The organism is Halobaculum limi (assembly GCF_029490015.1).
Classification (GTDB): domain Archaea; phylum Halobacteriota; class Halobacteria; order Halobacteriales; family Haloferacaceae; genus Halobaculum; species Halobaculum limi.
The window spans coordinates 1,495,096-1,520,160 of record NZ_CP120468.1; the positions used below are offsets into that span (position 1 = coordinate 1,495,096).

The following is a 25,065-nucleotide window of genomic DNA, read 5'->3' on the forward strand; positions in this document are numbered from 1 at the left end:
AAAACCAAGATGAGGGTGAATACGTTGCCGGTTGAAATGGTCAGGAGACGTAGATAAGCTATGATAGCCTCATCCGGAGTTTTGGATAGTGCCGTTTCGGTCCAGGCGGTGCCGTTGCAGTTCGGGGGTAATTTCCTCGAGCTGGCAGTCCTCTTTTTGATACTCGCCGTCGTCGCAGCGGTGCTCGGGGCTCGGGGTGTCGCTGGGCTCAGTATGGATATCGCAAAGTGGCTCGTCATCATCTTCGTTGTCCTCGCTATCGTCACGTTCGTTCTGTAGCCTCACCCCGACTGCTCTCCGTGATTCACGCACCCCTCGACCCGGCGACTTGGAAACGGCGAAACAGATGGCGGTCGCGTTCACGACCGAGTTCGTCGCCAGCGTGCAATCTCAGCCGGGAGGTCCACAGGGTGCCCTGTGAGTTAACCTCTTGCACACCTAAGTTACACGACATGGACGTAGTCGACCCGTCGACTGGCGAGCGAATCGAAACGTACGCGGACCACACCCAGTCGGATGTCGAAGCAGCGCTCGACCGGGCGAATGCAGCGTTCGAAGACTGGCGCCTTCGGCCGGTTCGGGAACGCGAAGAACTGCTTGCGGCTGCCGGTGAGGTGCTGCGAGAGAACAAGCGCAAGTACGCCGAAACGATGACCCGCGAGATGGGAAAACCGGTCTCGCAAGCCCTCGCAGAGGTCGAAAAGTGCGCGTGGGGCTGTGATCACTACGCGGAACACGCGAGCGCGTATCTGGAACCCGAGGGACACCCCAGTCCACCGGGGGCGGCGGTCGAGACCGTGTACGAACCACTGGGGCCGGTCCTCGCAGTAATGCCGTGGAACTTCCCGTTCTGGCAGGTGTTCAGGTTCGCCGCCCCCTCGCTGACGGCGGGCAACGTCGGGTTGCTGAAACACGCCTCCAACGTCCCCGGCTGTTCGATGGCAATCGAGGAGGTGTTTCGTGAGGCTGGCTACCCCGAAGGGGTCTTCCAGTCACTGTTGATCCCGTCGGATCTCGTTGAGGGGGTCCTCGCGGACGACCGCGTTCGGGCCGCGACACTGACCGGCAGTGGACCGGCTGGGAGGGCTGTCGCGTCGACAGCGGGCGAGTACCTCAAGAAGACTGTGCTGGAACTCGGCGGAAGCGACCCGTTCATCGTCCTCGACGACGCCGATATCTCGGCTGCTGCGGAGATCGGTGCTCGGGCGCGCAACCAGAACGGTGGGCAGTCATGTATCGCAGCCAAGCGATTCATCGTTCACACGGACGTGTACCAAGCGTTCCTCGACAAGTTCACCGAAGTGGTGTCGTCACTCACGGTTGGCGATCCGATGGACGAGGAGACCGACGTCGGTCCACAGGCCCGTCAAGATCTCCTAGAAGACCTCCACGGACAGGTCGAGGCGAGCGTCGAGGTGGGCGCACGGGTCGTCACGGGTGGTGTGTCCCTCGATCGGCAGGGTGCGTACTATCCCCCGACAATTCTCACAGAAGTCCCGGAGGGATGCCCTGTCGACGCCGAGGAGACGTTCGGGCCCGTCGCCGCCGTCTATGAGGTCCCGGACGAAAACGCGGCGATCGTGAAAGCGAACGACACCGAGTTCGGTCTGGGTGCGAGCATCTGGACCGAAGACCGCGAGCGCGGCGAGCGCCTCGCTCGACAGATCGACACCGGTAACGTGTTCGTGAATCAGCTGGTGAAGTCCGACCCACGAGTCCCGTTCGGCGGAGTCAAGGAGTCTGGCTACGGCCGCGAACTCTCCAATGCGGGCATCATGGAGTTCGTCAATCGCAAGACCGTCTGGGTGGAATGATGAAGGCATCCGATCTCCTCGTCAGATGCCTCGAAACAGAGGGTGTCGAGTACGTGTTCGGGCTCCCGGGGGAAGAACTCGAGGCCCTGCTGTTCTCACTCCGCGATTCGGACATCCAGTTCATCCCGGTGCGACACGAACAAGGTGCGGCGTTCATGGCCGACGTTCACGGTCGGTTGACGGGCGAAGCCGGTGTCTGCCTCTCGACGCTGGGACCGGGTGCCACGAACCTTCTCACGGGCGTCGCGGACGCCCATCTCGACAAGTCCCCGCTCGTCGCGATTACGGGACAAGGTGGGCTCGAACGCCTCCACCAGGAGAGCCACCAGGCCCTCGACATCGTCCACATGTTCGAGCCGGTCGTGAAGTGGAACACACAGATCACCGAGGCCGAGATTATCCCGGAGTCGGTACGCAAGGCGTTCAAGCTCGCCGAGTATGAGAAACCCGGTGCGACCCACCTCGAGTTTCCCGAGGACGTGGCAGCCCAAGCGCTCGATGCAGAGCCGCTCCCAACTCGGCCACGTGTGCGACGGGCTGCCCCCGACGAGCGGTCGCTCGACCGCGCCGTCGAACTCCTCGAGGACGCAGACACCCCGCTGGTGTTAGCCGGTAACGGTGCCGTCCGAACGTCGACCGCGAATCGGTTGCGCGAACTGGTCGACCACGCAGGGATGCCCGTCGTCGCGACGTACATGGGAAAGGGGGCGGTCTCGGATCGGCTCGAGAATTCGCTGATGACGCTCGGCTCCGGACCGCAGTCCGAGGCGTCGACGGCGATCTCCCGGGCCGACTGTGTACTCGCAGTCGGCTACGACATCGCTGAACACGACCCTCGCTCGTGGAACACCGACCTCGATAAGGCCATTATCCACGTCGATCACGAACCTGCAGAAGTATACCGACACTACAATCCGGACGTGGAAATCGTCGCGGACATCTCGACGGTCCTCCGAGAGCTACGGCTGCATCTCGATTCCGCGTCTGGACCGGAGTGGTGTCAGGACCTGCGCGAGCGGATCGTCGCGGACGTGCAACGAAAACCCGAATCTGACGACCCGTTTTCGGTGAAACGGACGCTCCCGTTCCTCCGGGAGACGATGGCTGACGAAGACATTCTGCTCTCTGACGTCGGGAGTCACAAGATGGCGATCGCACAGAGTTTCCCCACCTACGAGCCCAACACGTGCATCATATCGAACGGATTGGCAAGTATGGGAATCGCTGTCCCCGGCGGAATCGCTGCCGATCTTGCAACCGATGCGAACGTCGTCGTCGCGACCGGCGACGGTGGGTTTCTGATGAATGCGGCCGAAATCGAGACGGCCACCCGCCTCGACCTCGGGTATACGATCGTCGTGTTCAACGACGACGACTACGGCCTCATCTCGGAGAACCAGGTCGCACACACCGGTGAACAGTTCGGAACCGAACTGACGAACCCTGACTTCGAGCGATTCGCCGAGAGCTTCGGAATCGAGAGCTACCGGCCAGAGACGTGGGGAGAGGTCGAGACAGTCTTCAAACGTGTTGTTCCTGCGAACGAGATGTCCCTGGTCGAAATCACGCTTGGGTAGCAGGGATAACTGTTCTTCTACATCCCACATTTACGGCTATGACGGGAGCGGGAGGTTATCGACCATCAGACTAGAATGCCCGAGACAAACTGTGCGCAGAATACACCGACGAGCAGTGGAGTACGACGGATTAACTGGTAGTTTCCCCACGTCACCCATCAGGAGAGGCGGAGCGTATTTGCTGTTGAATAGCCAATATATCGATATGGCTCTCGAGGTTTCGATTCCGGATCCGCCATCGCTCCACGGGCCCCAGCCCAGGGGTGAGTACGAAGCAATCGATAATCCAGTCAACGACCCCGAAGACGACTATCGCCGGGAAGAGATTGAGCTGATCCTGTCGAACGGCGCGTGGAACGATGCCTTCGAGGAGTGGGCGGCCCAGACTGGGCTGACCGTGGACACCTTCGAGGTTGTCATCGAGTACGAACTTATCGACGACTTCGACTTCTACTGGGACGCCACGACGGACGAGATCGGCTACCAGTCGCCGACGCTCCCGCACGTGGCTCGTGAGGAACTCGACGCTAGAGCCGTGGAAGATATCGAGTTGGAACTCGACACCCTCGGCCGGGTAGTCTCGGAGATGCTCGAAAACGACTACCTCTTGCGTGACGACGAGATGTTCGGCTTCTTCGCTGACGACACATCCGAAAACACGTACGAGTCCCGTAACGAGGAGTGACCGGAGTAGATCACCGACACGACGCCGACAGTTGTGAGTCGATTGGTGAGTGACTCAAGGGGTCTATCGAGCGCATTCGGGCAGACGACGAGTGACCGTTGTTCTTCTCTAGCCGCTTCATCTGCATCTCCGTCGGGCTCGTCTACCTCGATCCCCAATTCTCGGACGCGCTCGCGCCAGACCTCGTCGTACCCCTTCCTCCCGTCCATCACAGTGGACTCGCCCGCCTCGACTCGATCGAGCTTGAGGTTCGTCTCCCCCAGGAGACGCTCACCGATCTCGTCGCTGACAACACCGATTCGAATCGCGTTGAGCACGGCACTTTTCTCCGACTGCAAGACGCGTCGCTCGTCCATCATGAGTTCCTCGCGCCCCACCTCCGGGTACGCAGTGAGAAGTGCCGGGATGACTGTTCGAAGCTGCCCTTTCTCACGTTCGTACTCCGTCGTGAACGCCTCGTACATCTCGCTGGGATCTCACAGATGCAGATGATGTTGAGTTACTATTGCTGAATACAGAGGATGAGTTCAGCAACTGGTGCCCGTCCGACCTGTCCCCTGAGACTAGTGAGTATCCATTTTATACACGTCCTCACCGTAGTCTCGAGTGTGATATCACGGCTTCTCGTCCCGATGGATGACTCGGAGATGGCCCAGCAAGCGCTCGAGTACGCTCTCGAGAACCATCCCGAGGCGGAGATCACGGTCTTGCATGTCGAGGGCGGACCGTCAGTGATGGGGGGAGCAGCCACAGCACTCGCTCTCGAAGAGGACCCGGAAGAGGCCGCCGAAGAGCACTCGAAGGCGGTATTCGAGGAGGCCCGGGAACTCGCCACCGAGTACGATGTAGACATTACCACCGAAGTTCAGATGGGTCATCCGGCCCGGGCGATTTTGAACAGAGCCGACGACTTCGATGCAATCGTACTCGGTAGCCACAGTGGTTCGTTAGTCGATCGGCTGATCGTCGGGAACGTCGCCCAGAAGGTGGTCCGCCAGTCGCCCATCCCGGTAATCGTCGCCCGGTGAGTGGCCAGCGAGTAAGGCCATTAAACAGCCGTGCCCCGGAGTCCCCAGCGAACGAATACACACTTGCCCACCACTATCTGTACCAACTCAATTCAGCTTCCGGCAAAAACGAATCCGGTGACCGATAGGCACTCTGTATTCAGTAACTGCTTTCTAACAGTATCCAGAGAGAGCGAGCGACGAGATGAGAGACCCGGCCTCTATACTCATCAAGCGGCTTGTGTCAGTTTCTGAGGAGTTCAACAAAGCCGTATCAGTGGTATCCGAAGCTCGAGGAGAGCGCTCCGTAGTTCACTCCGCTTGCAGACTATAGATCGCGTACTCCGCATCTGTTCGTGGTCCAAGTGGACCAGTACAGGTGCTGTCGGTCGTGTCACCCACATAATGATAAAGTAGACGAGTGTGAAAGTATCGCCCCTTGATGCAGCCACAGAGCGAATGTAGAACATATGTACGACCCGACCCCGCTACAGGTCTCCACTCTCGGGTTCGCGATAGTCGGCCTGCTGGTACTGGTGCTGGCAATCGTAACGGTCTCGCAGATGGTGCGGTTCGTCGACGCGTACGATAAACAGGCGCTCACCGTGTTCGGCGAGTATCGCGGCTTGCTCGAGCCGGGCCTCAACTTCGTTCCCCCGTTCGTCTCGCGCACGCACACGTTCGATATGCGTACTCAGACGATGGACGTGCCCCGACAGGAGGCGATTACGCGGGACAACTCTCCCGTTACAGCGGACGCCGTCGTCTATCTCCGTGTGATGGATGCGAAGAAGGCGTTCCTGGAGGTCGAAGACTACAAGACGGCAGTCTCGAACCTCGCCCAGACCACGCTCCGGGCAGTCATTGGCGACATGGAACTGGACGACACGCTGAACAAGCGCCAGGAGATCAACGCTCGCATTCGTAAGGAGCTCGACGAACCGACCGACGAATGGGGAATCCGCGTCGAGTCAGTCGAAGTCCGAGAGGTCAACCCCAGTCAAGAGGTTCAACAGGCGATGGAACAGCAAACCGGCGCGGAACGGAGACGCCGAGCCACGATCCTCGAAGCGCAGGGCGAACGCCGGAGTGCAGTCGAGAACGCCGAAGGGGACAAGCAGTCGAACATCATTCGAGCGCAAGGTGAAAAACAGAGCCAGATCCTCGAGGCACAGGGTGATGCGATCTCGACGGTGCTGCGGGCGAAGTCCGCCGAATCGATGGGCGAGCGCGCGATCATCGACAAAGGAATGGAAACGCTCGAAGCGATCGGTCGGGGGGAGTCGACGACGTTCATCCTCCCCCAGGAACTCACCTCGCTGGTGGGTCGCTACGGCAAACACCTCACGGGGAGCGACGTGGCGACCAATGAGCAAAGGCTGGATAGCCAGGGATTCGACGCCGAGACCCGCGAACTCATCGGACTCGACGACATCAAGGAGATCCTCGGCGAGATCGACAAGGCCGCCGAGATGGACGTCGAAGAGCTGGAACAGCAGGCCAAGGCGGTCAAGGACGGGGCCCCCACCTCCAAGGGTGCAGATCACGCCGGTGACGGAGCATGAGTTCTGAAGAGAACCTTCCGGCAGACTGGGTGCTAGAATCCAAGCAGACAATCTACGACGTACTCATGGGCCGCAATTATACCACGGTTCTCTATCGCCAGGAACACACCAGAAGCGCGGTATACATCAACGAGGTTATCGACGGAAGGAACGTTTGGGAATACAACGTCCATCACTCGGGGCGGGACGGTGACCTCGGAACCGCCGCAGACCTGGAAACGGCGAAGCAAATCGCGTTCACGTTCATGAACGACTCCAGCGCCAGCGTGTGATATCCGACGCACCGTCGGCGATCGCTTGCAGATAGACGACGGCGAGAGAGCGAGCGTCCTGACGATTGTCGGTCGAGAGGTTGTGTCGCCGGTCTGATCGGTGATCAGGGATGTGAGAATGCACTCCGGAATCCGTTCATGAGGAGTTACGAACCGGGTCGAATACATCGGCGTCCATCGACCATTCAGGAGGGACACGGAATTACGTCTCTGGCCCGAACTATTGGAACAAGGACCGCTTGAATATGGTATCTACACTCGTTGTCGTGGGGTTGCTCGTGGCTGCCTTCGTCGGATTCAACATTGGTGGGTCGTCGACCGGTGTCGCGTTCGGACCGGCCGTCGGGAGTCGCCTCGTCAGAAAGGCCACTGCCGCAACCCTGTTCACGCTCTTCGCGTTTCTGGGTGCGTGGACGGTCGGTCGGAACGTCATCGCCACCATGAGCGACGGCATCGTTCCAGCGGTGCAGTTCTCGCCACTAGCGACTGTCGGTGTGCTGTTCTTCACCGGGCTGGCACTCTTGCTCTCGAATCTGTACGGGGTTCCCGCCTCGACGTCGATGACTGCCGTGGGTGCGATCGTCGGGCTCGGTCTGGCAACGGACTCGCTCAACGAGGCGTTGATGTTCACGATCGTCTCCGCGTGGATCGTTGCGCCACTCCTCGGATTCGCGACTGGTGCCATCGTCGGCCGATATCTGTACCCCCAGTTAGAGGCCCAGATGTCGTTCACGCGCTTCGAGCGGCACCTCGTCCAGCTCGATCGCTCGGGGAGGGTTCCGCGCCTCCACCTCAATACGAACGCAGCCCCCCGGGACCTCGTCGGCTCGTTTCTGGTCATTGCAATCGCGTGTTACATGGGGTTCAGTGCAGGGGCCTCGAACGCCGCAAATGCCGTCGCACCGCTCGTCGGCAACGGGTCGATCACCATCGAGCAAGGCATCGTGCTCGCCGTCGCTGCCATCGGCCTCGGTGGGTTCACCATCGCCCGGCGGACGCTGGCGACGGTTAGTGACGGAATCACCGACCTACCAATTCTGGCCGCACTCGTCGTCTCGAGCATCGGGGCGACCATCATCACCGTCCTCTCGTATCTCGGTATTCCGGCGAGTCTCGCGGTGAGCACGACCTGCTGTATCATCGGACTCGGTTGGGGACGAGCGAGTCGCGCCGCCACGCTCGCGGAGATCGCCACCCGACGTACCGAGCGTGAGTTGGCTGCGAGGCTCACAACGGGTGCGCTCGCGGCGTCTACGGGGTCGGATGACGAACCGACCAGCCCGACCATCGGCGAACTGGCGAGCAGTACGGCTGGCGAGCGGACGGGGCGACGGGACAGAGACAGACCGGTTCCCCCGATCGGGGAGGAACACATCGACGAACTCAGCGCAGAGAGCTTATTCGACCCGGCCGCCACACGCCGAATCGTCATCCTCTGGATCCTCGCACCCTCGCTCTCGGTCGTCGGCTCCTATCTCCTCTTCAGTTTGCTCCTGTAGTGTGCCCCGGAGCGGCCGGAGGCCCCGATGTCGGTTTCGTAAGGTACTGTCCGACCCGACGTCAACCACCGCTCCGATATCGGTTCTCGGCTGCATCTTGTCTGTACGTATCGGATCGGAGCGCGATGTTCGTCGCGGCGATGATCGGGACACGCGACATTGAGGTGACGCTCTATCACGTCACGGACTCGGAGGATGCGACTGCAGTCGGGCACTCGATGTTGGAGGAAGCGGCCGAGCACCTCCGTGAAGGAGGCCTCGACGCTGCTGCGATCACGGAAGCCGTGGTCGTCTCCGAGACGCCGATCCAATCCATCGCGACAGCCGCGACCGATCACGATGCCGTGGTCATGGGGGAACGCGCTCCATCGCTTCGCACCTTCCTCTTCGGGGAGGCCGCCGAACAGGTTGCGGTTCACTCTCTCGGTCCGGTTGTCGTTGTCCGTCGCGAACGGAACCACACCGCCTAGACGAGGAAGGCGATACACAGAGCCGAGCGACCCGTTCGGGGCAACTCCCGGACCGCTCGATCGGCCGTGGGTTTTCTACTTGTCGTCCGTCCCTCCTCCGGTCTCTGCTTTGCGGATCACGAGCCGTTCGACTCGGGCGTCATCGACAGCCTCGACCTGAAGGACGTGTCTGTTCTCTTCGATCTGGTCGCCCACTTCGGGAACTCTCCCGAGACGGCTGAAGACCAATCCACCGATCGTCTCGACGTCGGCACTCTCGAATCGCGTGTCGAGGCGCTCGTTCACTTCCCGAACGGAGACGCCCCCGTCGACGGTGTACGCGCCATCGGCTCGCTTCTCGATGGACGGCTCCCGAGCACCGATATCGAATTCGTCCTGGATATCGCCCACGATCTCTTCGAGGATATCTTCGATGGTCACGATGCCCTCGAAGACGCCCCACTCGTCGACGACGAAGGCCATCTGGCCTTCCTCGCGCAGCTGAAAGTCGGCGAGGATCGCGTCGATTGGGCGCGTTTCGGGAACGGTGAGGACGGCTCGTGCGATCTCACGCGCCGTGACCGTGCTGTCTTGCTCCGTCTCGGATTCGCTTGCTCGCAGGATGTCCTTGGCGTGGACGAATCCGAGCGGTTGATCCCCGTCCGCATCGAGGACGAGATAGCGCGTGTACGCCCCGTTGGCGACAACCGACCGGAGCTCCGAGAGTGGCATCGAGGCAGTCACGGTTTAGACGTCTGGACGTGGAACCATGACCTCGCGGGCGACCGTATCCCCGAGTTCGAAGACGCTCTCGATCATCTCGACTTCGTCGAGGTCGATATGTCCCGTCTCCTCCGAACGGGTGAGGATCATCCGAATCTCAGATTCGGTGTGGGTTTCCTCGCTTTCGGACGCCGGGGAGACACCAACGAGGCGGGTGAAGTAGTTGGCCGTCCCGTTGAAGACGATGATGCCGGGCACGAACACGTAGTAAAAGAATTTCATGAGTGGGGCAAGGAGGAGCGCGACACGTGGAGCTTCCTGGATAGCGAACGTCTTCGGTGCGAGTTCGCCGAACACCACGTGGAGGAACGTGATGAACCCGAATCCCAGGGCGAACGCGACGAGGTGAACCGCTCCCGCAGGAAGAAACTGGCCGAGAACGGGGTCGATGAGCGCCGCGACAGCCGGTTCACCAATCCAGCCGAGACCAAGCGAGGAGAGCGTGATGCCGAGCTGACTGACAGCCAGATAGTCGTCTAGATTCTGGATGACCTCCTGGACGAGTGCTGCCCCCGGTTTGCCCGTTCGACGAGTGCGTTCACCTGCGTGGGACGGACTTTGACGAACGCGAACTCCGCCGCGACGAAGATCCCGTTCATGATGACGAGGAAGAACGCGAGAAGCAGTCCGCCGAGAGAAATCAGATCGACCATACTCAATTGTTGACGCCAGAACACTTGTAGGGGATGGATGCCGTACTGGTCTTCTGCGGTCAGCGTTTCCACGAATCGCGGGTATCCGCGATGCCGAAAGCGTCGGTACTATCCCTCCCTACTCGCTCTCTACTGTCCGCTCGGGGGAGGTAGCGGTATGCGGCGCTGTCGAAGTGCTGAAGGCTTCAACAGAGCCAGTCTGGCGGTATTGTGTCCGTTCACGTTGTGCCCGTACTTGGAGCCGGTGGCGACCACTGACAGATGGCCCAATGCTGTACACACAAGTCAAGGATGAGGGGAATCTCTATACTGAATATGACTGGACAGAGAGACCCTCGACATTGGTTATCGAACCATGTTGGACTGTCGATCTTGGCGGTCGTGAGTGGGGTTCTCGGCCTCCTTTTCGTTTTCACACAGCTTCAGTATATCCTGCTCGCGATCATCCTCGCATACGTCCTCGCACCCGCACAACGGACGCTCGAGCGTCACACGAGCGCAGCTACAGCCGCCCTCACCCTCATCTCGCTTTCGGTAGTTGTCCTCTTCATCCCGGTCGCCTATATCCTCACAGTCGCAATTCAGCAGGGACTGGGGCTGCTAACCGCCCTCCAGGAAGGTGAAGTCAGTCTCGACATCGTTCAGGCTCGACTCGAAACCATCGGCTACGTGATCGATTTCGACCTGTTGTACGCGACCTATCAAGAGCCGATCGCGAGCGGGTTGCAGCGTCTCGCAACCGGCGCGGTAATCGTCATCGGCGGTCTCCCTGGAGTGCTCATCGGACTCACCGTGACGGTCTTCGTACTCTTTGCGTTGTTGCGAGACGGTGAACAGTTCCTCACGTGGTTGCAGTCGATCGTCCCGCTCTCTGATCCTGTGGAACGAGAACTTCTTCGGGAACTTGACGCCCTTATGTGGGCGTCAGTTATCGGGAACGTCGCCGTCGCGGCGGTCCAGGCGGTACTCCTCGGCATCGGATTGGCGCTCGTTGGCATGCCCGGGGTTGTGTTCTTGACCGTGGCGACATTCGTGCTCACGTTGCTCCCACTCGTTGGGGCATTCGGTGTCTGGCTTCCGGTTTCGGGGTACCTGTTCGCGATCGGTCGCCCCATTACCGCGGTACTGTTTTTCGTCTACGGGTCGGTGGTCAGCGCCTCGGACCTCTATCTTCGACCGGCGATCATCAACCGGAGCGGGGCGATCAACGTCGCGACCATCGTCGTGGGTATCTTCGGGGGAATCGTTCTGTTCGGGGCCATCGGCCTGTTCGTCGGCCCTGTCGTACTCGGCGGCTCAAAGATCGTCCTTGACCTGTTTGCCCAGGAGCGAGCGGACCCGACCGTCGAACGATAGGGGAACGGGTCCGCCATCGGTCCTCACATGACCGTGGCCGCGGTACCATCTCACCCGCCGACGTCGATCGGTTGCCACACCGCGACGGCGTCGGATTCGCCGATACGACTGTATTGAGATTCTCGGTTCCGAGTGGTGCTACCTCCCCAGCTCTTGTCCCTTGTACAGCCAGACGAGCATGGGTCGAGTTCGTCCAGTCAGGACGGATCTCAACCGAGGGGGGTATGCTCACGGTGTCGACTAAGAGTGTCGAGGGCTCCGTCGGATTACACCGCTAATCGTGCGGGACAGTACTGTTTACGAGCGGTCCGCCGCAGCGTGGACAGGTGTTCGTGTCGGTGGGATCTTCGATGCCGTCTCCACAATCACGGCATACGTACAGTGTTGCCTCTGAACCGGAGTTGGGTATGGTTGTCATTATCTGTTGGTGGTTGCCGTACCGCACGTCAGCCATCGATCGCGAGCGGACGCAGTCGTCGGCGTCACGAAGTATCCCGTGACGCAGCTCCTTCGACCAGTGCGGTGGCTGACAGACAGCTGCGGCAGCCGTAGCTGTCGTCCTCGTTGTCCCCGAGGACACGGGCAAATCGTGACGTTACAAACGCACCGCACTTGTTGCATTCTGGCATCGTTCAGTCGCTTAGGAGACCCTGGCAGGCGACGTCTCTGTCGTCGAGCGGTATCGGTGCCGCCCACGTTCTTCGCGGTCCTGATGTCGTTCGTTCGCCTGCGCACCGTCCTCGGACGTGATGGGGTTTCGACCGCGACGGCGGGCACGACGAGCCGCCGATTCGGCGATTTCGGCTGTTTCATCGGCTGCTGCCTCTCAAAGCGCCACTGCAGCCTCAGCATCTGGTTCGACATCTTCAGCAGCGGTTTCCGAACGGACGGCGTTCTCCTTCCCGGAGTCGACCGCCTCTCGTGCTCGGCGCCGCCTTTCTCGACGTGATCGGAACGGATGTCGTACCATGTGTGATCTATCCGCCGGTGAGCGGACACCGGGACTAACGTGCTTCGACTGCATCTAGTGACGATATTTTCCCAAGCAGACGAGTTCTGAGTAACCGGGTGACGTAGTGAGAGCGTACAGCAACCGATTGACCAGTGACGCAGAGCGTGCAGGCTTGCGCGTCACTCACATAATCAAAATTGTTTCCAGCTGTGAAAACCTCTACAGTTGATACACCACAGTAGAAGGTAACGCAGTATGACGACCGACAGTCTCGACGCGTGTCTCCACCTTGTCGCCGACCGGAACCGACGTCGGGTCATCCATCACTTGCGCCACGAGGCTACCGGGACCCTGACGGTTGACGAACTCGTCGATCAGTTCCACAGTAGTGGTTCTGACTCCAAAGACGGGCCACCGCAGGACCGAGAGGAACTCGCCATCCAACTACACCACGTCCACCTGCCGAAGTTGGCAGAGCACGGCGTCGTCGAATTCGAACACAGAAGCGGGGCTATCCGGTACCATACTGACGAACAGGTCGAGGCGGTGCTCGACTCGCTCCTGGAAAGCGTGTCGGTGACGACCCCCTGACGCCAGCGTGGCTTGCGGTCACTCCGATTCGTGTCGCGACTCGTCCGGCCGGACGACGACCTCCCCATCGCTCTGGACAGTGACCGTACGGCCAGCGAACTCGAAGGACACGGTCGTGATGCCTCGAGTGACCCTCGCGGGGGTCAGGAGCGTATTTAGCGCATCTGTGTCGACCGCCCCCTGTAACGGGTCGAGTGCCGTGGGCTCACGATCTGCCGCGATTGCGACGGCCTCGATGACCGCGATGCTCGGGGTCACCGACGACCAGTCGAACTTGGTTCGAATGACACCGTCCGCGTCGGCGCCCCGGTAGTCATCGTCTCCTCGATTGGATGTCGTCATGAGTGAGCCCACCAGTCCGTCGATGCGGGTGCCCGACTCCGTTGATTCTCGAGGCAGAGATTGATACTGCGGTTCGTTGCGCTGCGGTTCGTGGATTCCATCATGTTTGATTCTCCGCGTCGAGTTGCCAGGTGAAGATCGCCTTCAGAACCACGACCAGACTGTTCGCGTCGCCCTCGCCCCAGATGGCGGTCTCCGACCGTGGATCGGTCGGACTCGCGTCGGTACCGTTGACGAGCGCACTCACGAGTGTCTTCCGACCGTCGACCATCATGAGTCGGCCTGCCGACGTATCCGACCAGACCCACAGCGACTCGAACATCGTCGCGCCGGGGATATCGTCCTGAATGCGTTCCTGGACATCCGTCGACACTCCGGCGAGCTTGATCGACACGCCCCGCTTTGCGGCCTCGGCCAACCCCTCGATCAGGTCCTCGGTGAGGAGGTCCTCGACGGTCATGTAGACGATCTCCTCTTCCGCACTCGCGAAGAACTCCAGGACGCGTTCCGTTACTGGCGTCTGCCCGTTTACCGTCCAGACGCCGCGCTGCTCGGATCGTTGTTCGAGTGATTCGAGTTCCGTCAGCGCCGTCCGAAGGAGTTCCGTGCGGTGCTGTAGTTCGTGTTCGAACGTCCGACTCGCGGTCTCGGCGGAGATCGCCCAGAACTGCTTGGGCGAGGATTGGAGGACATCGACGAGTCCCCGGTCGTGTAACTCGTCGATCGCGTCGTATACTCGGGTGCGTGGCACCTCCGATACTTGGCTGACGTCTCTGGCTGTCCCCGTGCCGAGGCTAGCAAGCGCGACGAATGTCCGCGCGGCGTAGGCACTCAAGCCGAACCGTTCGAGCTGCTGGATCGCGACGGACTGTGGGTCCTCGTCTGGATTGTTGCTCATCGATCTTGCGAATGTGGGTCGCTGTGAGCCCAGCCACGGGGAGTGACTGGGTCGGCACGCTGCAGTGTGGTGGTTGGCGGACAGAACCGAACCCCGCACTAGTAGTGGGGTGGGTCTCGTTCAATAAATACTTATTGTGATTATACGGGTGAATCTCAATAGCTCCGTTTGTGGGCGTTATTGCCGAGCGAAATTCGAATTGACGTGTAGTCACTGAGAGACTCACAACACAGTTTGAAACCTGGGCTCTGTCGGGGCCTCGCACCATATTACCGCCCATCGGACGCATCGTCCGAGCTTGCCGTCATAACTCGAGTAACAATACCTATCCGTGCACGAAGCAATTCATTGAGTAACTCACTGGATGACATCCCGTGAGGTTGGGACTACATGACTACGACTGATAGTTTGGAGGACGCCGTCGAAGTCCTCCAGCAACTCGGCTTGAAAGAATACGAGGCGCGATGCTTCGTCGGCCTGTCCCGCCTCCACACGGGCACAGCAAAGCGATTGAGCGAGATGACGGAGGTTCCCCGAACGCGGGTGTACGATGCGATTCGTGTGCTGGAGGCGCAAGGCCTGGTCGAGATCCAGCATTCCAGTCCGCAGCAGTTCCGGGCGGTTCCGCTCGAGGAGGCGACCGAGACCCTCCGGGACCAGTACGAAGCCCGCGTCGAGCGACTCCACGATGCGCTGGACACGGTCGAAATCGTCGACGAAGACGATGAGACCCCCGTCCAGCAGGTGTGGGCGATGTCCGGGCGCGACGGGATCGAAAATCGGACGAACCAACTCATCGAGAAAGCGTCCGAAGAGATCGTGCTGGTACTGGGTGACGAGTCTCTGCTGACCGACGAGCTCGTTGCCAGGCTCAACGACGTCGGTCGCGGGGTCGATCTCCTCATCGGCGCACTGACGGAGTCGCTTCAAGACCAGATCCAGACGGCCGTGCCGGACGCAACGACGTTCATCTCTGGCTTAGAGTGGCTCCACGGCGAGGATGTTACTGAAGACGAAACGGCAATCGGCCGGCTCCTTCTGGCCGACCGTTCGACGATTCTCGTGAGTTCGATCATGCCCGAGAGCAAGGAGGAACGAGCAGTCTTCGGCGAAGGGTTCGGGAACGGTCTCGTCGTCATCGCCAGACGGCTCATGGCTCAGGGGTTGTTGACCGCTCGTGACCCCAAGCAATGATCTCCAGGGACGCGGCCATCGGCTGAGCCGTCACCAGATGCAACTAGCAGAGGGTTCTTGAGTACGTTCGTCGCAGAGACGGTCTTCGAGCAACTGGAGAGTGAGATACTCGCCATTGTCGACCGTGATGTAACACTCGTTGTAGACGAACGAGAGCCGCCCACCCGTCCGAGGTGTTCCGTCGTATCGCGGGTCGAACAACGTATCTAACGCAGCGGGATCAACGACATCTGCCAGCGGTCGGAGGGTGCGTGGTTCACGGCCTTCGACTGCGCTCACCGCGCGTAAGACGGCCGTGCTGACCGATTCATCCGCCCCGATTTCGTACTCCACAGGTCTGATTCGTGCTACACGACGAAAAACTCCGAAGTATTTCACCCGAATTATCAAAACAGGTTTCGCATTGACGGGCTGAATCCGCGTGTTGGCACACACTCGGGTCGATGACGGACTCCCAGATCTCTTCGGGCGATGTGTCGATGACGATCTCCACTTTGTCGGTGACGTAGATGTATTGTCTCCTCGTAGTACCGCGCGAAGACGTTGTACAGCCATGCGAAGGGGTACACGAGGACGAAGCTGATCACCGCTGGTTCGACCATGCCGGCCACGGTCCCGACGACGGTCGGCTCAAAGACCAGGTGCCACTGTTGCATCATCGTCACCGCGCGCCCTCGTAGACACCGTTCGCGCCGAACACGCCCAGGAGAAGCATGACGACAGCTGAGACAACTGCGGCAGCGCCCGCGAGTGCCAGCGTGCCGAGATGCTCTCCGACGAGGAGTTCGAGGAACGGCGTGTGAATCTCACCCGCGAGGAACCGCAGTAGGTCACGATCACGTCACTGAACGTACGGCGACGCGAGTTCCTCACTGCGCTCGGAGCCACCCGCACGGGTCTCTCGGGCTGCGTCGGAAATCTCCCGGGAGACAGCAGCGGCGTCGATCGAACGATCTACGTTGGGGCGTACCACTGGGGCTTCATCATCGTCGACGACTCCGGTGAGGAACAGGACCGCATCAGGCTGCAACGGAACGATGTTCTCCGTGTGGTCGCATTCAACACGCTCGCGAGTCAAGCCGTCCAGTCCCTTCCAGCATCGGTCCAAGACGCCCTACCCGACCACGAGGCCCTCGAAGAACGAAACGCGGAACGCATCCCGGCCCCGGCCGACGGCGACTTCCACGAACTGCTGGACGAAGCGAACGAGCAGTACCCAGATCATAGCCTCGCGACCATACCCTCTGGACAAGTCCACATGGGCGGTGGCATGATGATGCACCCCGTCGAACTCCCCAAAATTCCACCAGTCCCGTCGTTCGACGGGTGAGCGCAACGCAACGGGGCGATTACACGCTGAGTTGTCTGACCTACTGTGGCTATGGGCACCGGTATATGGAGATCGACGGTGGAATCATCGTTACGTGACGTCTTTTCTTGCCTCTGTCTCGTGAGTCCTATCCCAGTTTAGCTGTGCGCGACCACCAGCGGGAAACACGCTCCTTCCGAATCGTTCGCCGATCGAACGAACTCACTCTCCGCAGCTACGGAGATACGTGAACAACCTGCCCACGGCTGCCGGATGTGGCCTGTGTGAGAAGCGATGGGCGCTGCAGGATTTGAACCCGCGACAACTTGGTCCGAAGCCAAGCACTCTGTCCAGACTGAGCTAAGCGCCCTCACGACTCCGTACCGGACTGACCCGCATAAGTCCCGCGCTTCCCGGCGGCGATTCGGACACGAAGATATAAATAGGCGAATTGATTTCGCTCCAACGGCGACGACGGCCGCAACGGTCGGGGTGGAGGCGGGCAGTCGGTCGGGCGTTGGTTCCATGTTGGGTTGGGTTCCGGTGCCGGGCTGGCCCGGCGGTCGCAGTATCGCCGGTGTCCAAGTGGCACTGGAACGTCCGGGCGAGAGTTCGCCCGGACAATCTCACGTCGACGAGCGTAGCGGCCGCGCCGTCCCGCGTCACTTATCCCCCATCGCCCGATGACTGCTACCGATGGCGACAGGCACGCTCGACGGCTACCTCGAACTCGCCCGCGTCGGCAACGCGGTCGCGGCGGGTGCGCTCACGTTCGTCGGGGCGTTCGTCGCCGGCGGCCTGGACGCACCGGCTGCCGTCGCGCTGGCGGTGACGGCCACCGTCGCGGCAACCGGCGCTGGGAACGCGGTCAACGACTACTTCGACCGCGACATCGACGCCGTGAACCGGCCGGATCGGCCGATCCCGAGTGGTCGCGTCTCCCCACGGCAGGCGGCGCTGTTCGCGGCTGGCCTCTTTGCCGTCGCGACGGGGGCGGCGCTGTCGCTCCCGCCGCTCGCGCTCGGAATCGCGGTGGCGAATCTCCTCGCGCTGCTCGCGTACACGCAACTGTTCAAGGGGCTGCCCGCGGTCGGCAACCTCGTCGTCGCGTATCTCACTGGGTCGACGTTCCTGTTCGGTGCGGCCGCGGTCGGCCCAATCGCGCCGCCGACGTGGACGCTGTTCGGCCTCGCGGCGACGGCGACGTTCGCCCGCGAGGTCGTGAAAGACGTCGAAGACGTCGCCGGCGACCGTGAGGAGGGCCTGCGGACGCTCCCCATCGTCGTCGGCGAACGCCCGGCGTTGGCGCTGGCGACGGGGGCGATGGCGGCAGCGACGCTTGGGAGCGTCGCCCCGTATCTGGGCGGGACGTTCGGCCTCGCGTACCTGGCGGTCGTGGTCCCGGCGGACGCGACGATGCTGGGTGCGACTGCGTGGGGCTTTCGCGACCCGTCGACGGCACAACGGTGGATCAAACGTGGGACGTTTCTCGCGGCGGCGGCGTTCGTCGCGGGGCGACTCGGGACGGTGTTGACGTGACCGTGAGCCGTCCGGCATCCTTCTTCACAATCATAAAGAATAATACCGGCTCACAGCAAGACACGAGTAGTTGGATGACTCCCGGTGTAGCGGAGCGAACGACGATCCCGCGAGAGCGTGGCGTCCGTCCCGCGAGCACCGGAATTTCCGCGGAGGCGCTGTATGTATAACGTCGAGCCACTCGGGTCGGAGATCGAACCCGGTTCGAACATCCTCATCTCCGGCCCGCCGCTGAGCGGGAAGCGCGACCTCGCACTCGACGTCCTCGCAGAAGGGACTCGAAACGGCGAGGGCGCGATTATGGTGACGACGAAAGACTCTGCCGACCGCCTCCTCTCACAGTACGAAAAGCGCGAAGCGTACGAGAGTCGCCCCGTCGCCGTCGTCGACACGGTCAGCCGACAGCAGGGCGTCAACGACGTCTCCGACAGCGAACGGGTCAAGTACACCTCCTCTCCGGTCGATATGACGGGTATCGGGATCAAACTCTCGGAGTTCCTCGAGGCGTTTTACAAGGACCGCGGCATCCGTCAGAACCGCGTGATGGTCCACTCGCTGTCCACGCTCCTGATGTACTCGGATCTGCAGACCGTCTTCCGATTCCTCCACGTGTTCACCGGACGGATTCAGAGCGTCGACGGCCTCGGCCTCTACTGTATCGACTCGACGGCCCACGACGACCAGACGATGAACACGCTCAAGCAGTTGTTCGATGGCATCGTCGAGACTACCGAAGACGGCGAACCAACCGTCCGATTGGCGAACGCCTGAGCGTCCCACGCCCCCGCCCGCCGTACCTTTTTGCGCGTCCCGCGCGAGCCGTCACGTATGCCTGTCAGCGACGACGACGGCCTGCGCGAACTGCTGTCGATGGACCCAATCGCGGTCGTCGGCTGTTCGAGTACGCCCGGAAAACCGGCCCACGACGTCCCCGCGTACCTCCAGGAGCACGGCTACGATATCATCCCGGTGAACCCCTACGCCGACGAGATACTCGGCCGCGAGGCGTACGACTCACTGGCGGACGTGAACGAAGACGTCGAACTCGTCGACGTGTTCCGCCCGAGCGACGAGGTCGCCGGCATCGTCGACGAGGTGCTGGCACGCCACGACGACCGCGGCGACGTGCGAGGCGTGTGGCTCCAACTCGGCATCAGCGACGACGACGCCATCGCCCGCGCGGAGGAGGCCGGTCTCACGGCGACTCAGGACCGCTGTATGAAAGTCGAACACGGTCGGCTGCTGGAGTGAGCGCCGCCGGCCGGCGCTCGACTGCACCGCTCCCGGCGTGACTGCGAGTGTGGGTTCGTGCGACGGTCTCAAAACGACTGCTGGTTCTCTCTGCGTCCCGTCTGCTCGCCGCGGTCGTCGTAGTGTTTCCGTCCGACGAACCCCTCGTCGACGGCACCGACGACGGTTAGGTAGAGGTCGGTGGACGACGCGAACTCCGTGGCGTCGGAGCGGTCGAGGACAGCCGCGACTGTCTCCGACTCTCCGTTTGGCGAATCGAGGGTCACGTCTCCGACGCGGTCGACAACGGTGTCTCTGTCGGTCGGAAACGTCAGTCTGTTCGCGAACGCCTCGCGCGTCTCCGAGAGTCGCATACCTCACCACACACGACCGCGCGGCAAGTGTCTGTGTTCGGGATGTCGTTCGACTGACTACACGTCGCCTGCTGGGGATATTCCGTCGCGACCCACCGCCGTTTAACCCCTCTCCGGTCGAAGCGGAGCTATGACCGCCCACGCGCCGAACCGGAACACGCTGTGGGGTCGCGCCATCGCCGACGAACTCGCCGCGGCGGGCGTCGACGCCGTCTGCATCACCCCCGGATCCCGGTCGACGCCGCTGACCGTCGCGTTCGACGAACACCCCGACATCCACGTCTTCTCGCATCTCGACGAGCGCTCGTCTGCCTTCTTCGCACTCGGTCGGGCACGTCGCACCGGGAAGATAACGCCGCTGGTGTGTACCTCCGGCACCGCCGCCGCGAACTTCCACCCCGCCGTGATGGAGGCGTTCCAGTCGCGCGTCCCGATGGTGTTACTCACCGCAGACCGCCCGCCGGAACTGCGCGACTCCGGCGCGAACCAGACCGTCGACCAGGAGAAACTGTACGGCGACGCCGTCCGCTGGTACAAGGACCTCCCCGAACCCGAACCGACCGAGCGGAAACTCCGCTCGCTCAGGACCGACCTCGCTCGCGCGGTGTCGACAGCGGAGGGGACGCCCGCCGGCCCGGTCCACCTCAACGTCCCGTTCCGCAAGCCGCTGGAACCCGTGCCCGTCGAGGGCGACGTGCCGGACGACCTCTCGTCGCTCGCGGCGGAGGGTCGCGACGGCGCGTTCGTCTCGACGACCGCCGGCCACCCGATGCCCGACGACCGCGACCTCCAGCGACTCGCGCGCGCGCTCTCGGTCGACCGCGGACTCATCGTCGCCGGGCCCGCCGACCCGCCGGGACCGGACCCGCAGGCGGTGACGGCGCTGGCACACGCGACGGAGTTCCCCGTGCTCGCGGACCCGCTCTCTGGACTCCGTTTCGGGTCGGCCACCCGCGTCGCGCCCGTCATCGGCGGCTACGACGGGTTCCTCGCGGGCGACGCGACGGCCGACTGGCCCGACCCCGAGGTCGTCTTGCGCTTCGGTGCGTCGCCGACCTCGAAGCTACTTCGCACGTACCTCGCGGACACCGAGGCGCGACAGTTGCTCGTCGACCCCGCGGGCGAGTGGCGAGAGGCGGAGTTCTCCGCGACGGACCTCGTGGTCGCCGACCCCTCGCGACTGTGCGGGACGCTGTCCCGCCAGGTGAGCGGCGGCGGGTCGAGTGAGTGGTGCGAGCGCTGGGAGACCGCGGAAGCCGCCCACTGGGATGCCGTCGCCGACGAGGACCGCTTCTTCGAGGGACGCGTCCTTGGGGACGTGGCAGAACTCGCCCCAGAGCCGTCGACGGTGTTCGTCTCCAACTCGATGCCCGTTCGCGACGCCGACCGCTTCGCCGCGCCCGCCGCCAAGGGACTGACGATGCTCGGCAACCGCGGCGCGTCGGGTATCGACGGCATTGTCTCGACGGCACTGGGTGCGGGGTCGGCGACGACGGACGACCTGACGCTCGTGACCGGCGACCTGGCGTACTACCACGACATGAACGGCCTCCTCGCGCTTGGGCGGTGTGACGTGGACGCGACGGTCGTCGTCGTCAACAACGACGGCGGCGGCATCTTCCACATGCTCCCCATCGAGGCGTTCGACCCGCCGTTCACGGGGCAGTTCAAGACGCCGCACGACTTGAACTTCGAGGCGACCGAGGATCTGTACGATCTGGCGTTCGCCCGCGTCGACGGCGACGACCGCGAGCAGTTCCGTGACCTGTACCGCGAGAGCGTCACGAACGAGGGAACGCAGGTCATCGAGGTGACCAGCGACGCGGAGGCGAGCCACCGCGTCCGAGAGGACCTGACCAGCGAGATAGCCGACCGCGTCGCCGACCGGGTCTCGGATCTGTAGCGGAGGCAACTCCTCGGCGTCGCGACCGGCCCGGAGTTGTCGATGCACGCGCGACTCGGTTTTATGCGTACGGGCGACCAATTCCGCCTATGATCGACCGGACGGACCCCGAGACGGACGCGGCTGTCGTTCGGTCGCGTCAGCGACGGGACAACGACGCCCTCGGCCGGTTCATCGAGGACGTGTTCGACTCGTTCGTCGAACACGGCGTCCTCGCGTTTCCGTCCTTGCTCCTCTCGGTGATGTTCGTCCCGCGCGACGCGACGCTCCCACTCGTCGGCGGCTACACGGCGTTCGTCTTGGGCCTCGCGACGGTTAGAGACGACCGACTCCACGCACGTTACGACGCGTTTCCCGCGTGGCCGCGCGGCCTCGCGAACCGACCCCTCCTGCGGGCCGTCTACTACAACGTGGTCGTCCTCGTCGTTGCCGCCTACGCGCTGGCCGCAGCGGTGCTGCCAACCGACGTCGCGGGCACGCTCTCGGTCGTGAGCATCGCGTTCGGCGCTGTCGCTGGCGTCGCGTTTCCCGCCGTCTTCCGACTCGTCCCTCGGGTGGGGTCTGACCCACCGGCGCGTCGCCGTCGGGACGTGTTCGCCCTCCGTGCGGACCGACGGCGTCGGAATCGGTGAGCGGGCGACCCCGCCGACACGTACACCTTTTTGCGCGTTCCCGCCGGCGTTCGGGGTATGAGCGACACCGACGACACCGGCGACGCAGTCTCCGACATCTTCGACCCGGACCTGTGGGAATCAGTCGACGGCAGCGACGAGTTCGACGACATCACCTACCACCGTGCGGTCGACTCCCCGACCGTCCGCATCGCGTTCGACCGCCCAGAGAAGCGCAACGCCTTCCGGCCGGGGACGGTCGACGAACTGTACGCCGCCCTCGACCACGCACGCAAGCGCGCCGACATCGGCTGTGTCCTCCTCACGGGGAACGGTCCCTCGCCGAAAGACGGCGGGTGGGCGTTCTGCTCGGGTGGCGACCAGTCCGTCCGCGGCGAGTCGGGCTACGAGTACCGCGACGACGACGAAGCGGACGAGTCCGACGACGAACTCGTGCGCGAGGCGAAAGCCGGTCGCCTCCACATCCTCGAAGTCCAGCGCCTCATCCGCTTTATGCCAAAGCCCGTCGTCGCCGTCGTGCCCGGATGGGCGGTCGGCGGCGGTCACTCCCTGCACGTCGTCTGTGACCTCACGCTCGCCAGCGACGAACACGCGAAGTTCCTCCAGACGGATCCCGACGTGGCGAGTTTCGACGGCGGCTTCGGCTCCGCGTACCTCGCGAAACAGGTCGGCCAGAAGAAGGCGCGAGAGGTGTTCTTCCGCGGAAAGACGTACTCCGCGGAGGAGGCGGTCGATATGGGAATGGCGAACGAAGCCATCCCGCACGAGGAACTGGAGGACGTGGCGCTGGAGTGGGCCGACGAGATGACGAGCAAGTCACCGACGGCGATGCGGATGCTCAAATTTGCGTTCAATATGACCGACGACGGGATGGTCGGCCAGCAGGTGTTCGCGGGCGAGGCGACCAGACTCGCGTATATGACTCCCGAAGCGCAGGAGGGACGGGACGCGTTCTTGGAGGGGCGCGAACAGGACTTCAGTCAGTTCCCCTGGCACTACTAATGTAAACTCAAATCTCGGGCTTGGCGTCAAAAACCGGAGTTAAACTGTCCGTAAATTGGATAAGCCACGATCCAAACCCGGATAGCACACCTTGAGTTCTTGTCCTTGAGAGGGCGTGTTGAATCGCTCTATCAAGATTCCGGACACATTCTACCCTACAGTCTTGAACTCCTGGCTCTGTTGAATACTCAAAGTCTGGTGAGAAAATCCGATGACGTGACCGGCATCGCCAGTTCCCACGCCTTCGAACAGCACGTTGAGGCAGAATACTAACCGCCAGTTCTCCGAGGTTGTTCTTCGGGGCGCCTCACCGTTCCCAGTGAAGATCGCTGAGTAGCCTGCTGTTGTTGGTGTATTCTGGGCATTGGAAGTCGTCAGTGGTGCGATCAAACACGTCGATACGTGTCTTCGAACTTGGCCGCTACTCCACGCTACTCCACATCCGAGCGGTTCTCACCGGTCGAATGGGATCGCCTGAGGGTCAAACCCGTATGCGTCATCTGCCTGTGGATATCCCGTCACAGTTGATGGGAGCGGGACCTGCCTCGTCTCCGTTCGCAGCGATCCAGAAACGGAGTCGGCCGACACCGTCGTGTTCCCCTCACCGCTCACCGTACAGTTCGTGAGGGTGACCTGATTATTGTCTCCGCCATCTCTGATCACCTGACTCTCGGTGTCGTTGTGGAAGTGACACTCACGGAACTCGACGGAGACGTCATCGCCTTTGATCTCGACCAGTCCGTCCGAACCTGGTGCACCTGCTCCAAAGACGAACCAGCAGTTTTCAACGACGAACTGCCCGGTTCGGCGAATCCGTAATCCAACTGGGTTCTGGCCGGAATCGGCGTCGGTGCGAACATCACTCGTCACAGCGATGAGCGAATTGCGGATGTAACTGACTGCTTCAGGGTCGGACCCCTCATCGAGCCCAACGCGGAGATTTGCCACGTTACTGTTGATGAACGAACTATCTTCGACGGTGACCGGCGTTTTGTCTATGTAGGCACCATTGTTGGCCATTCCTGCGATGCAAGCATTCTGAATCGACGTCCGGGCACCGCTCTCGGGATGATAGATCGCTCGGTCTTGATCTTTCCCACCTCCTTCGGGCCAGCAGAACCCGCGAATCACACCACCAGGGTACAGATCTAAGCCCGCTTTCGATTCGGGGTTGTTCCCTCTGATCACGATGTTCTCCAGCGTCCCACGGACTACCCCCTCCATCGTCCCGGATTGTAACTCCAAAACGACGTCTCCAGAGGAACCAGCTCCCACGAGGGCAGTGCGTACATCTAATCCAGTCCCGTTCCACTCGTAGGTACCTGGTGGGATGCGGATCCGATCGCTCGTCCCAGGACCTTGCATGATGAACGAATCAATTCTGTCTCCCGATTCGATCTTCCGTCTTCCCCCGCAGCCAGCAAGTCCAAGCACTCCTG

The 25,065-nt window shown here is 62.0% G+C and carries 28 protein-coding genes, 1 tRNA gene and 1 pseudogene; 20 read left to right on the forward strand and 10 right to left on the reverse strand.

What is annotated here, in order from left to right:
• Window positions 1–60 precede the first annotated feature (60 nt).
• From P0D77_RS07565 to P0D77_RS07580, 4 genes are all read left to right on the forward strand, one after another.
• Window positions 61–279 (forward strand): DUF1328 domain-containing protein, encoded by a 219-nt coding sequence (locus tag P0D77_RS07565; protein ID WP_277555687.1) that lies wholly within the window; start codon window positions 61–63, stop codon window positions 277–279.
• 173 nt (window positions 280–452) lie between these two features.
• Window positions 453–1,814 carry an NAD-dependent succinate-semialdehyde dehydrogenase gene (locus P0D77_RS07570; RefSeq protein ID WP_277555688.1) on the forward strand — a complete coding sequence of 454 codons (1,362 nt, stop codon included), beginning with the start codon at window positions 453–455 and terminating at the stop codon, window positions 1,812–1,814.
• Complete coding sequence (locus P0D77_RS07575; RefSeq protein ID WP_349770092.1) at window positions 1,811–3,391, forward strand: acetolactate synthase large subunit; 1,581 nt, start codon at window positions 1,811–1,813, stop codon at window positions 3,389–3,391. Before P0D77_RS07570 ends, P0D77_RS07575 begins: the two co-directional genes overlap by 4 nt.
• Window positions 3,392–3,506: 115 nt before the next feature.
• Window positions 3,507–4,076 carry a DUF7992 family protein gene (locus P0D77_RS07580; protein ID WP_277555690.1) on the forward strand — a complete coding sequence of 190 codons (570 nt, stop codon included), beginning with the start codon at window positions 3,507–3,509 and terminating at the stop codon, window positions 4,074–4,076.
• On the opposite strand, the gene P0D77_RS07585 is transcribed toward P0D77_RS07580, so the two are convergent.
• A complete protein-coding gene (locus P0D77_RS07585) occupies window positions 3,992–4,540 on the reverse strand; it encodes a hypothetical protein (RefSeq protein ID WP_277555691.1) in 549 nt (182 codons plus the stop codon). The genes P0D77_RS07580 and P0D77_RS07585 overlap by 85 nt on opposite strands.
• Window positions 4,541–4,684: 144 nt before the next feature.
• On the opposite strand from P0D77_RS07585, the gene P0D77_RS07590 reads away from it, so the two are divergent.
• The 5 genes from P0D77_RS07590 (at window position 4,685) to P0D77_RS07610 (ending at window position 8,889) form a co-directional block, all read left to right on the forward strand.
• The gene (locus P0D77_RS07590) at window positions 4,685–5,104 is read left to right on the forward strand and encodes a universal stress protein (protein WP_277555692.1); all 420 of its coding nucleotides are present in this window, start codon (window positions 4,685–4,687) and stop codon (window positions 5,102–5,104) included.
• Between the two features lie 449 nt (window positions 5,105–5,553).
• On the forward strand, window positions 5,554–6,648 hold the full coding sequence (locus P0D77_RS07595) for an SPFH domain-containing protein (protein WP_277555693.1): 1,095 nt from the start codon (window positions 5,554–5,556) through the stop codon (window positions 6,646–6,648).
• A complete protein-coding gene (locus P0D77_RS07600; RefSeq protein WP_277555694.1) occupies window positions 6,645–6,920 on the forward strand; it encodes a hypothetical protein in 276 nt (91 codons plus the stop codon). The genes P0D77_RS07595 and P0D77_RS07600 overlap by 4 nt, the downstream gene beginning before the upstream one ends.
• A gap of 245 nt (window positions 6,921–7,165) precedes the next feature.
• Window positions 7,166–8,419, forward strand: coding sequence for an inorganic phosphate transporter (locus P0D77_RS07605; protein WP_277555695.1), 1,254 nt, complete (start codon window positions 7,166–7,168; stop codon window positions 8,417–8,419).
• A gap of 125 nt (window positions 8,420–8,544) precedes the next feature.
• A complete protein-coding gene (locus P0D77_RS07610; protein ID WP_277555696.1) occupies window positions 8,545–8,889 on the forward strand; it encodes a universal stress protein in 345 nt (114 codons plus the stop codon).
• Between the two features lie 75 nt (window positions 8,890–8,964).
• Here the strand turns inward: P0D77_RS07610 and P0D77_RS07615 are convergent.
• Window positions 8,965–10,304: pseudogene (locus tag P0D77_RS07615) on the reverse strand (hemolysin family protein).
• Window positions 10,305–10,685: 381 nt separating this feature from the next.
• On the opposite strand from P0D77_RS07615, the gene P0D77_RS07620 reads away from it, so the two are divergent.
• Window positions 10,686–11,660: an AI-2E family transporter gene (locus P0D77_RS07620; protein WP_490396533.1), complete on the forward strand. Its 975-nt coding sequence runs from the start codon at window positions 10,686–10,688 to the stop codon at window positions 11,658–11,660.
• A 274-nt stretch (window positions 11,661–11,934) separates the two neighbouring features.
• Here P0D77_RS07620 and P0D77_RS07625 read toward each other — a convergent pair whose 3' ends face one another.
• Both P0D77_RS07625 and P0D77_RS17700 read right to left on the reverse strand, forming a co-directional pair.
• Complete coding sequence (locus P0D77_RS07625) at window positions 11,935–12,114, reverse strand: rubrerythrin-like domain-containing protein (RefSeq protein WP_321170531.1); 180 nt, start codon at window positions 12,112–12,114, stop codon at window positions 11,935–11,937.
• Between the two features lie 28 nt (window positions 12,115–12,142).
• Window positions 12,143–12,289, reverse strand: a complete 147-nt coding sequence (locus P0D77_RS17700) for a DUF7563 family protein (RefSeq protein WP_432764836.1) — start codon at window positions 12,287–12,289, stop codon at window positions 12,143–12,145.
• Between the two features lie 56 nt (window positions 12,290–12,345).
• Here P0D77_RS17700 and P0D77_RS07630 point away from each other — a divergent pair, with 56 nt between their 5' ends.
• Both P0D77_RS07630 and P0D77_RS07635 read left to right on the forward strand, forming a co-directional pair.
• Window positions 12,346–12,609, forward strand: a complete 264-nt coding sequence (locus P0D77_RS07630; RefSeq protein ID WP_277555698.1) for a hypothetical protein — start codon at window positions 12,346–12,348, stop codon at window positions 12,607–12,609.
• Between the two features lie 258 nt (window positions 12,610–12,867).
• Entirely contained in the window at window positions 12,868–13,203 is a 336-nt protein-coding gene (locus P0D77_RS07635) for a DUF7344 domain-containing protein (RefSeq protein WP_277555699.1), read from the forward strand.
• 18 nt (window positions 13,204–13,221) lie between these two features.
• Here the strand turns inward: P0D77_RS07635 and P0D77_RS07640 are convergent, their stop codons facing one another.
• On the reverse strand, window positions 13,222–13,545 hold the full coding sequence (locus P0D77_RS07640; protein WP_277555700.1) for a HalOD1 output domain-containing protein: 324 nt from the start codon (window positions 13,543–13,545) through the stop codon (window positions 13,222–13,224).
• A gap of 100 nt (window positions 13,546–13,645) precedes the next feature.
• Window positions 13,646–14,443: a TrmB family transcriptional regulator gene (locus tag P0D77_RS07645; protein WP_277555701.1), complete on the reverse strand. Its 798-nt coding sequence runs from the start codon at window positions 14,441–14,443 to the stop codon at window positions 13,646–13,648.
• 390 nt (window positions 14,444–14,833) lie between these two features.
• Here P0D77_RS07645 and P0D77_RS07650 point away from each other — a divergent pair, with 390 nt between their 5' ends.
• Entirely contained in the window at window positions 14,834–15,637 is an 804-nt protein-coding gene (locus P0D77_RS07650) for a TrmB family transcriptional regulator (RefSeq protein WP_277555703.1), read from the forward strand.
• A gap of 30 nt (window positions 15,638–15,667) precedes the next feature.
• Here the strand turns inward: P0D77_RS07650 and ddfA are convergent, their stop codons facing one another.
• The gene (gene ddfA / locus P0D77_RS07655; protein WP_277555704.1) at window positions 15,668–15,970 is read right to left on the reverse strand and encodes a DdfA family disk-determining factor; all 303 of its coding nucleotides are present in this window, start codon (window positions 15,968–15,970) and stop codon (window positions 15,668–15,670) included.
• Between the two features lie 715 nt (window positions 15,971–16,685).
• Here ddfA and P0D77_RS07660 point away from each other — a divergent pair.
• A complete protein-coding gene (locus tag P0D77_RS07660; protein ID WP_277555705.1) occupies window positions 16,686–16,967 on the forward strand; it encodes a hypothetical protein in 282 nt (93 codons plus the stop codon).
• Window positions 16,968–17,241: 274 nt separating this feature from the next.
• Here the strand turns inward: P0D77_RS07660 and P0D77_RS07665 are convergent.
• Window positions 17,242–17,316 (reverse strand) — tRNA-Arg (locus P0D77_RS07665).
• A 326-nt stretch (window positions 17,317–17,642) separates the two neighbouring features.
• Between P0D77_RS07665 and P0D77_RS07670 the strand changes: the two genes are divergently transcribed.
• The 3 genes from P0D77_RS07670 to P0D77_RS07680 all read left to right on the forward strand — a co-directional run bounded on the left by P0D77_RS07670 (window position 17,643) and on the right by P0D77_RS07680 (window position 19,736).
• Window positions 17,643–18,485, forward strand: a complete 843-nt coding sequence (locus P0D77_RS07670) for a geranylgeranylglycerol-phosphate geranylgeranyltransferase (protein WP_277555706.1) — start codon at window positions 17,643–17,645, stop codon at window positions 18,483–18,485.
• Window positions 18,486–18,647: 162 nt separating this feature from the next.
• Window positions 18,648–19,256, forward strand: a complete 609-nt coding sequence (locus P0D77_RS07675; protein ID WP_277555708.1) for an RAD55 family ATPase — start codon at window positions 18,648–18,650, stop codon at window positions 19,254–19,256.
• Window positions 19,257–19,313: 57 nt separating this feature from the next.
• Window positions 19,314–19,736: a CoA-binding protein gene (locus P0D77_RS07680; RefSeq protein WP_277555709.1), complete on the forward strand. Its 423-nt coding sequence runs from the start codon at window positions 19,314–19,316 to the stop codon at window positions 19,734–19,736.
• A gap of 68 nt (window positions 19,737–19,804) precedes the next feature.
• Here P0D77_RS07680 and P0D77_RS07685 read toward each other — a convergent pair whose 3' ends face one another.
• Window positions 19,805–20,089: a DUF5789 family protein gene (locus P0D77_RS07685; protein ID WP_277555710.1), complete on the reverse strand. Its 285-nt coding sequence runs from the start codon at window positions 20,087–20,089 to the stop codon at window positions 19,805–19,807.
• Window positions 20,090–20,219: 130 nt separating this feature from the next.
• Between P0D77_RS07685 and menD the strand changes: the two genes are divergently transcribed.
• From menD to P0D77_RS07700, 3 genes are all read left to right on the forward strand, one after another.
• A complete protein-coding gene (menD, locus tag P0D77_RS07690; protein ID WP_277555711.1) occupies window positions 20,220–21,992 on the forward strand; it encodes a 2-succinyl-5-enolpyruvyl-6-hydroxy-3-cyclohexene-1-carboxylic-acid synthase in 1,773 nt (590 codons plus the stop codon).
• A gap of 89 nt (window positions 21,993–22,081) precedes the next feature.
• Window positions 22,082–22,624 (forward strand): DUF8215 family protein, encoded by a 543-nt coding sequence (locus P0D77_RS07695; protein WP_277555712.1) that lies wholly within the window; start codon window positions 22,082–22,084, stop codon window positions 22,622–22,624.
• Between the two features lie 57 nt (window positions 22,625–22,681).
• Window positions 22,682–23,626, forward strand: a complete 945-nt coding sequence (locus P0D77_RS07700) for a 1,4-dihydroxy-2-naphthoyl-CoA synthase (RefSeq protein ID WP_277555713.1) — start codon at window positions 22,682–22,684, stop codon at window positions 23,624–23,626.
• 453 nt (window positions 23,627–24,079) lie between these two features.
• Here the strand turns inward: P0D77_RS07700 and P0D77_RS07705 are convergent, their stop codons facing one another.
• A complete protein-coding gene (locus P0D77_RS07705; protein ID WP_277555714.1) occupies window positions 24,080–24,850 on the reverse strand; it encodes a hypothetical protein in 771 nt (256 codons plus the stop codon).
• Between the last annotated feature and the right edge of the window lie 215 nt (window positions 24,851–25,065).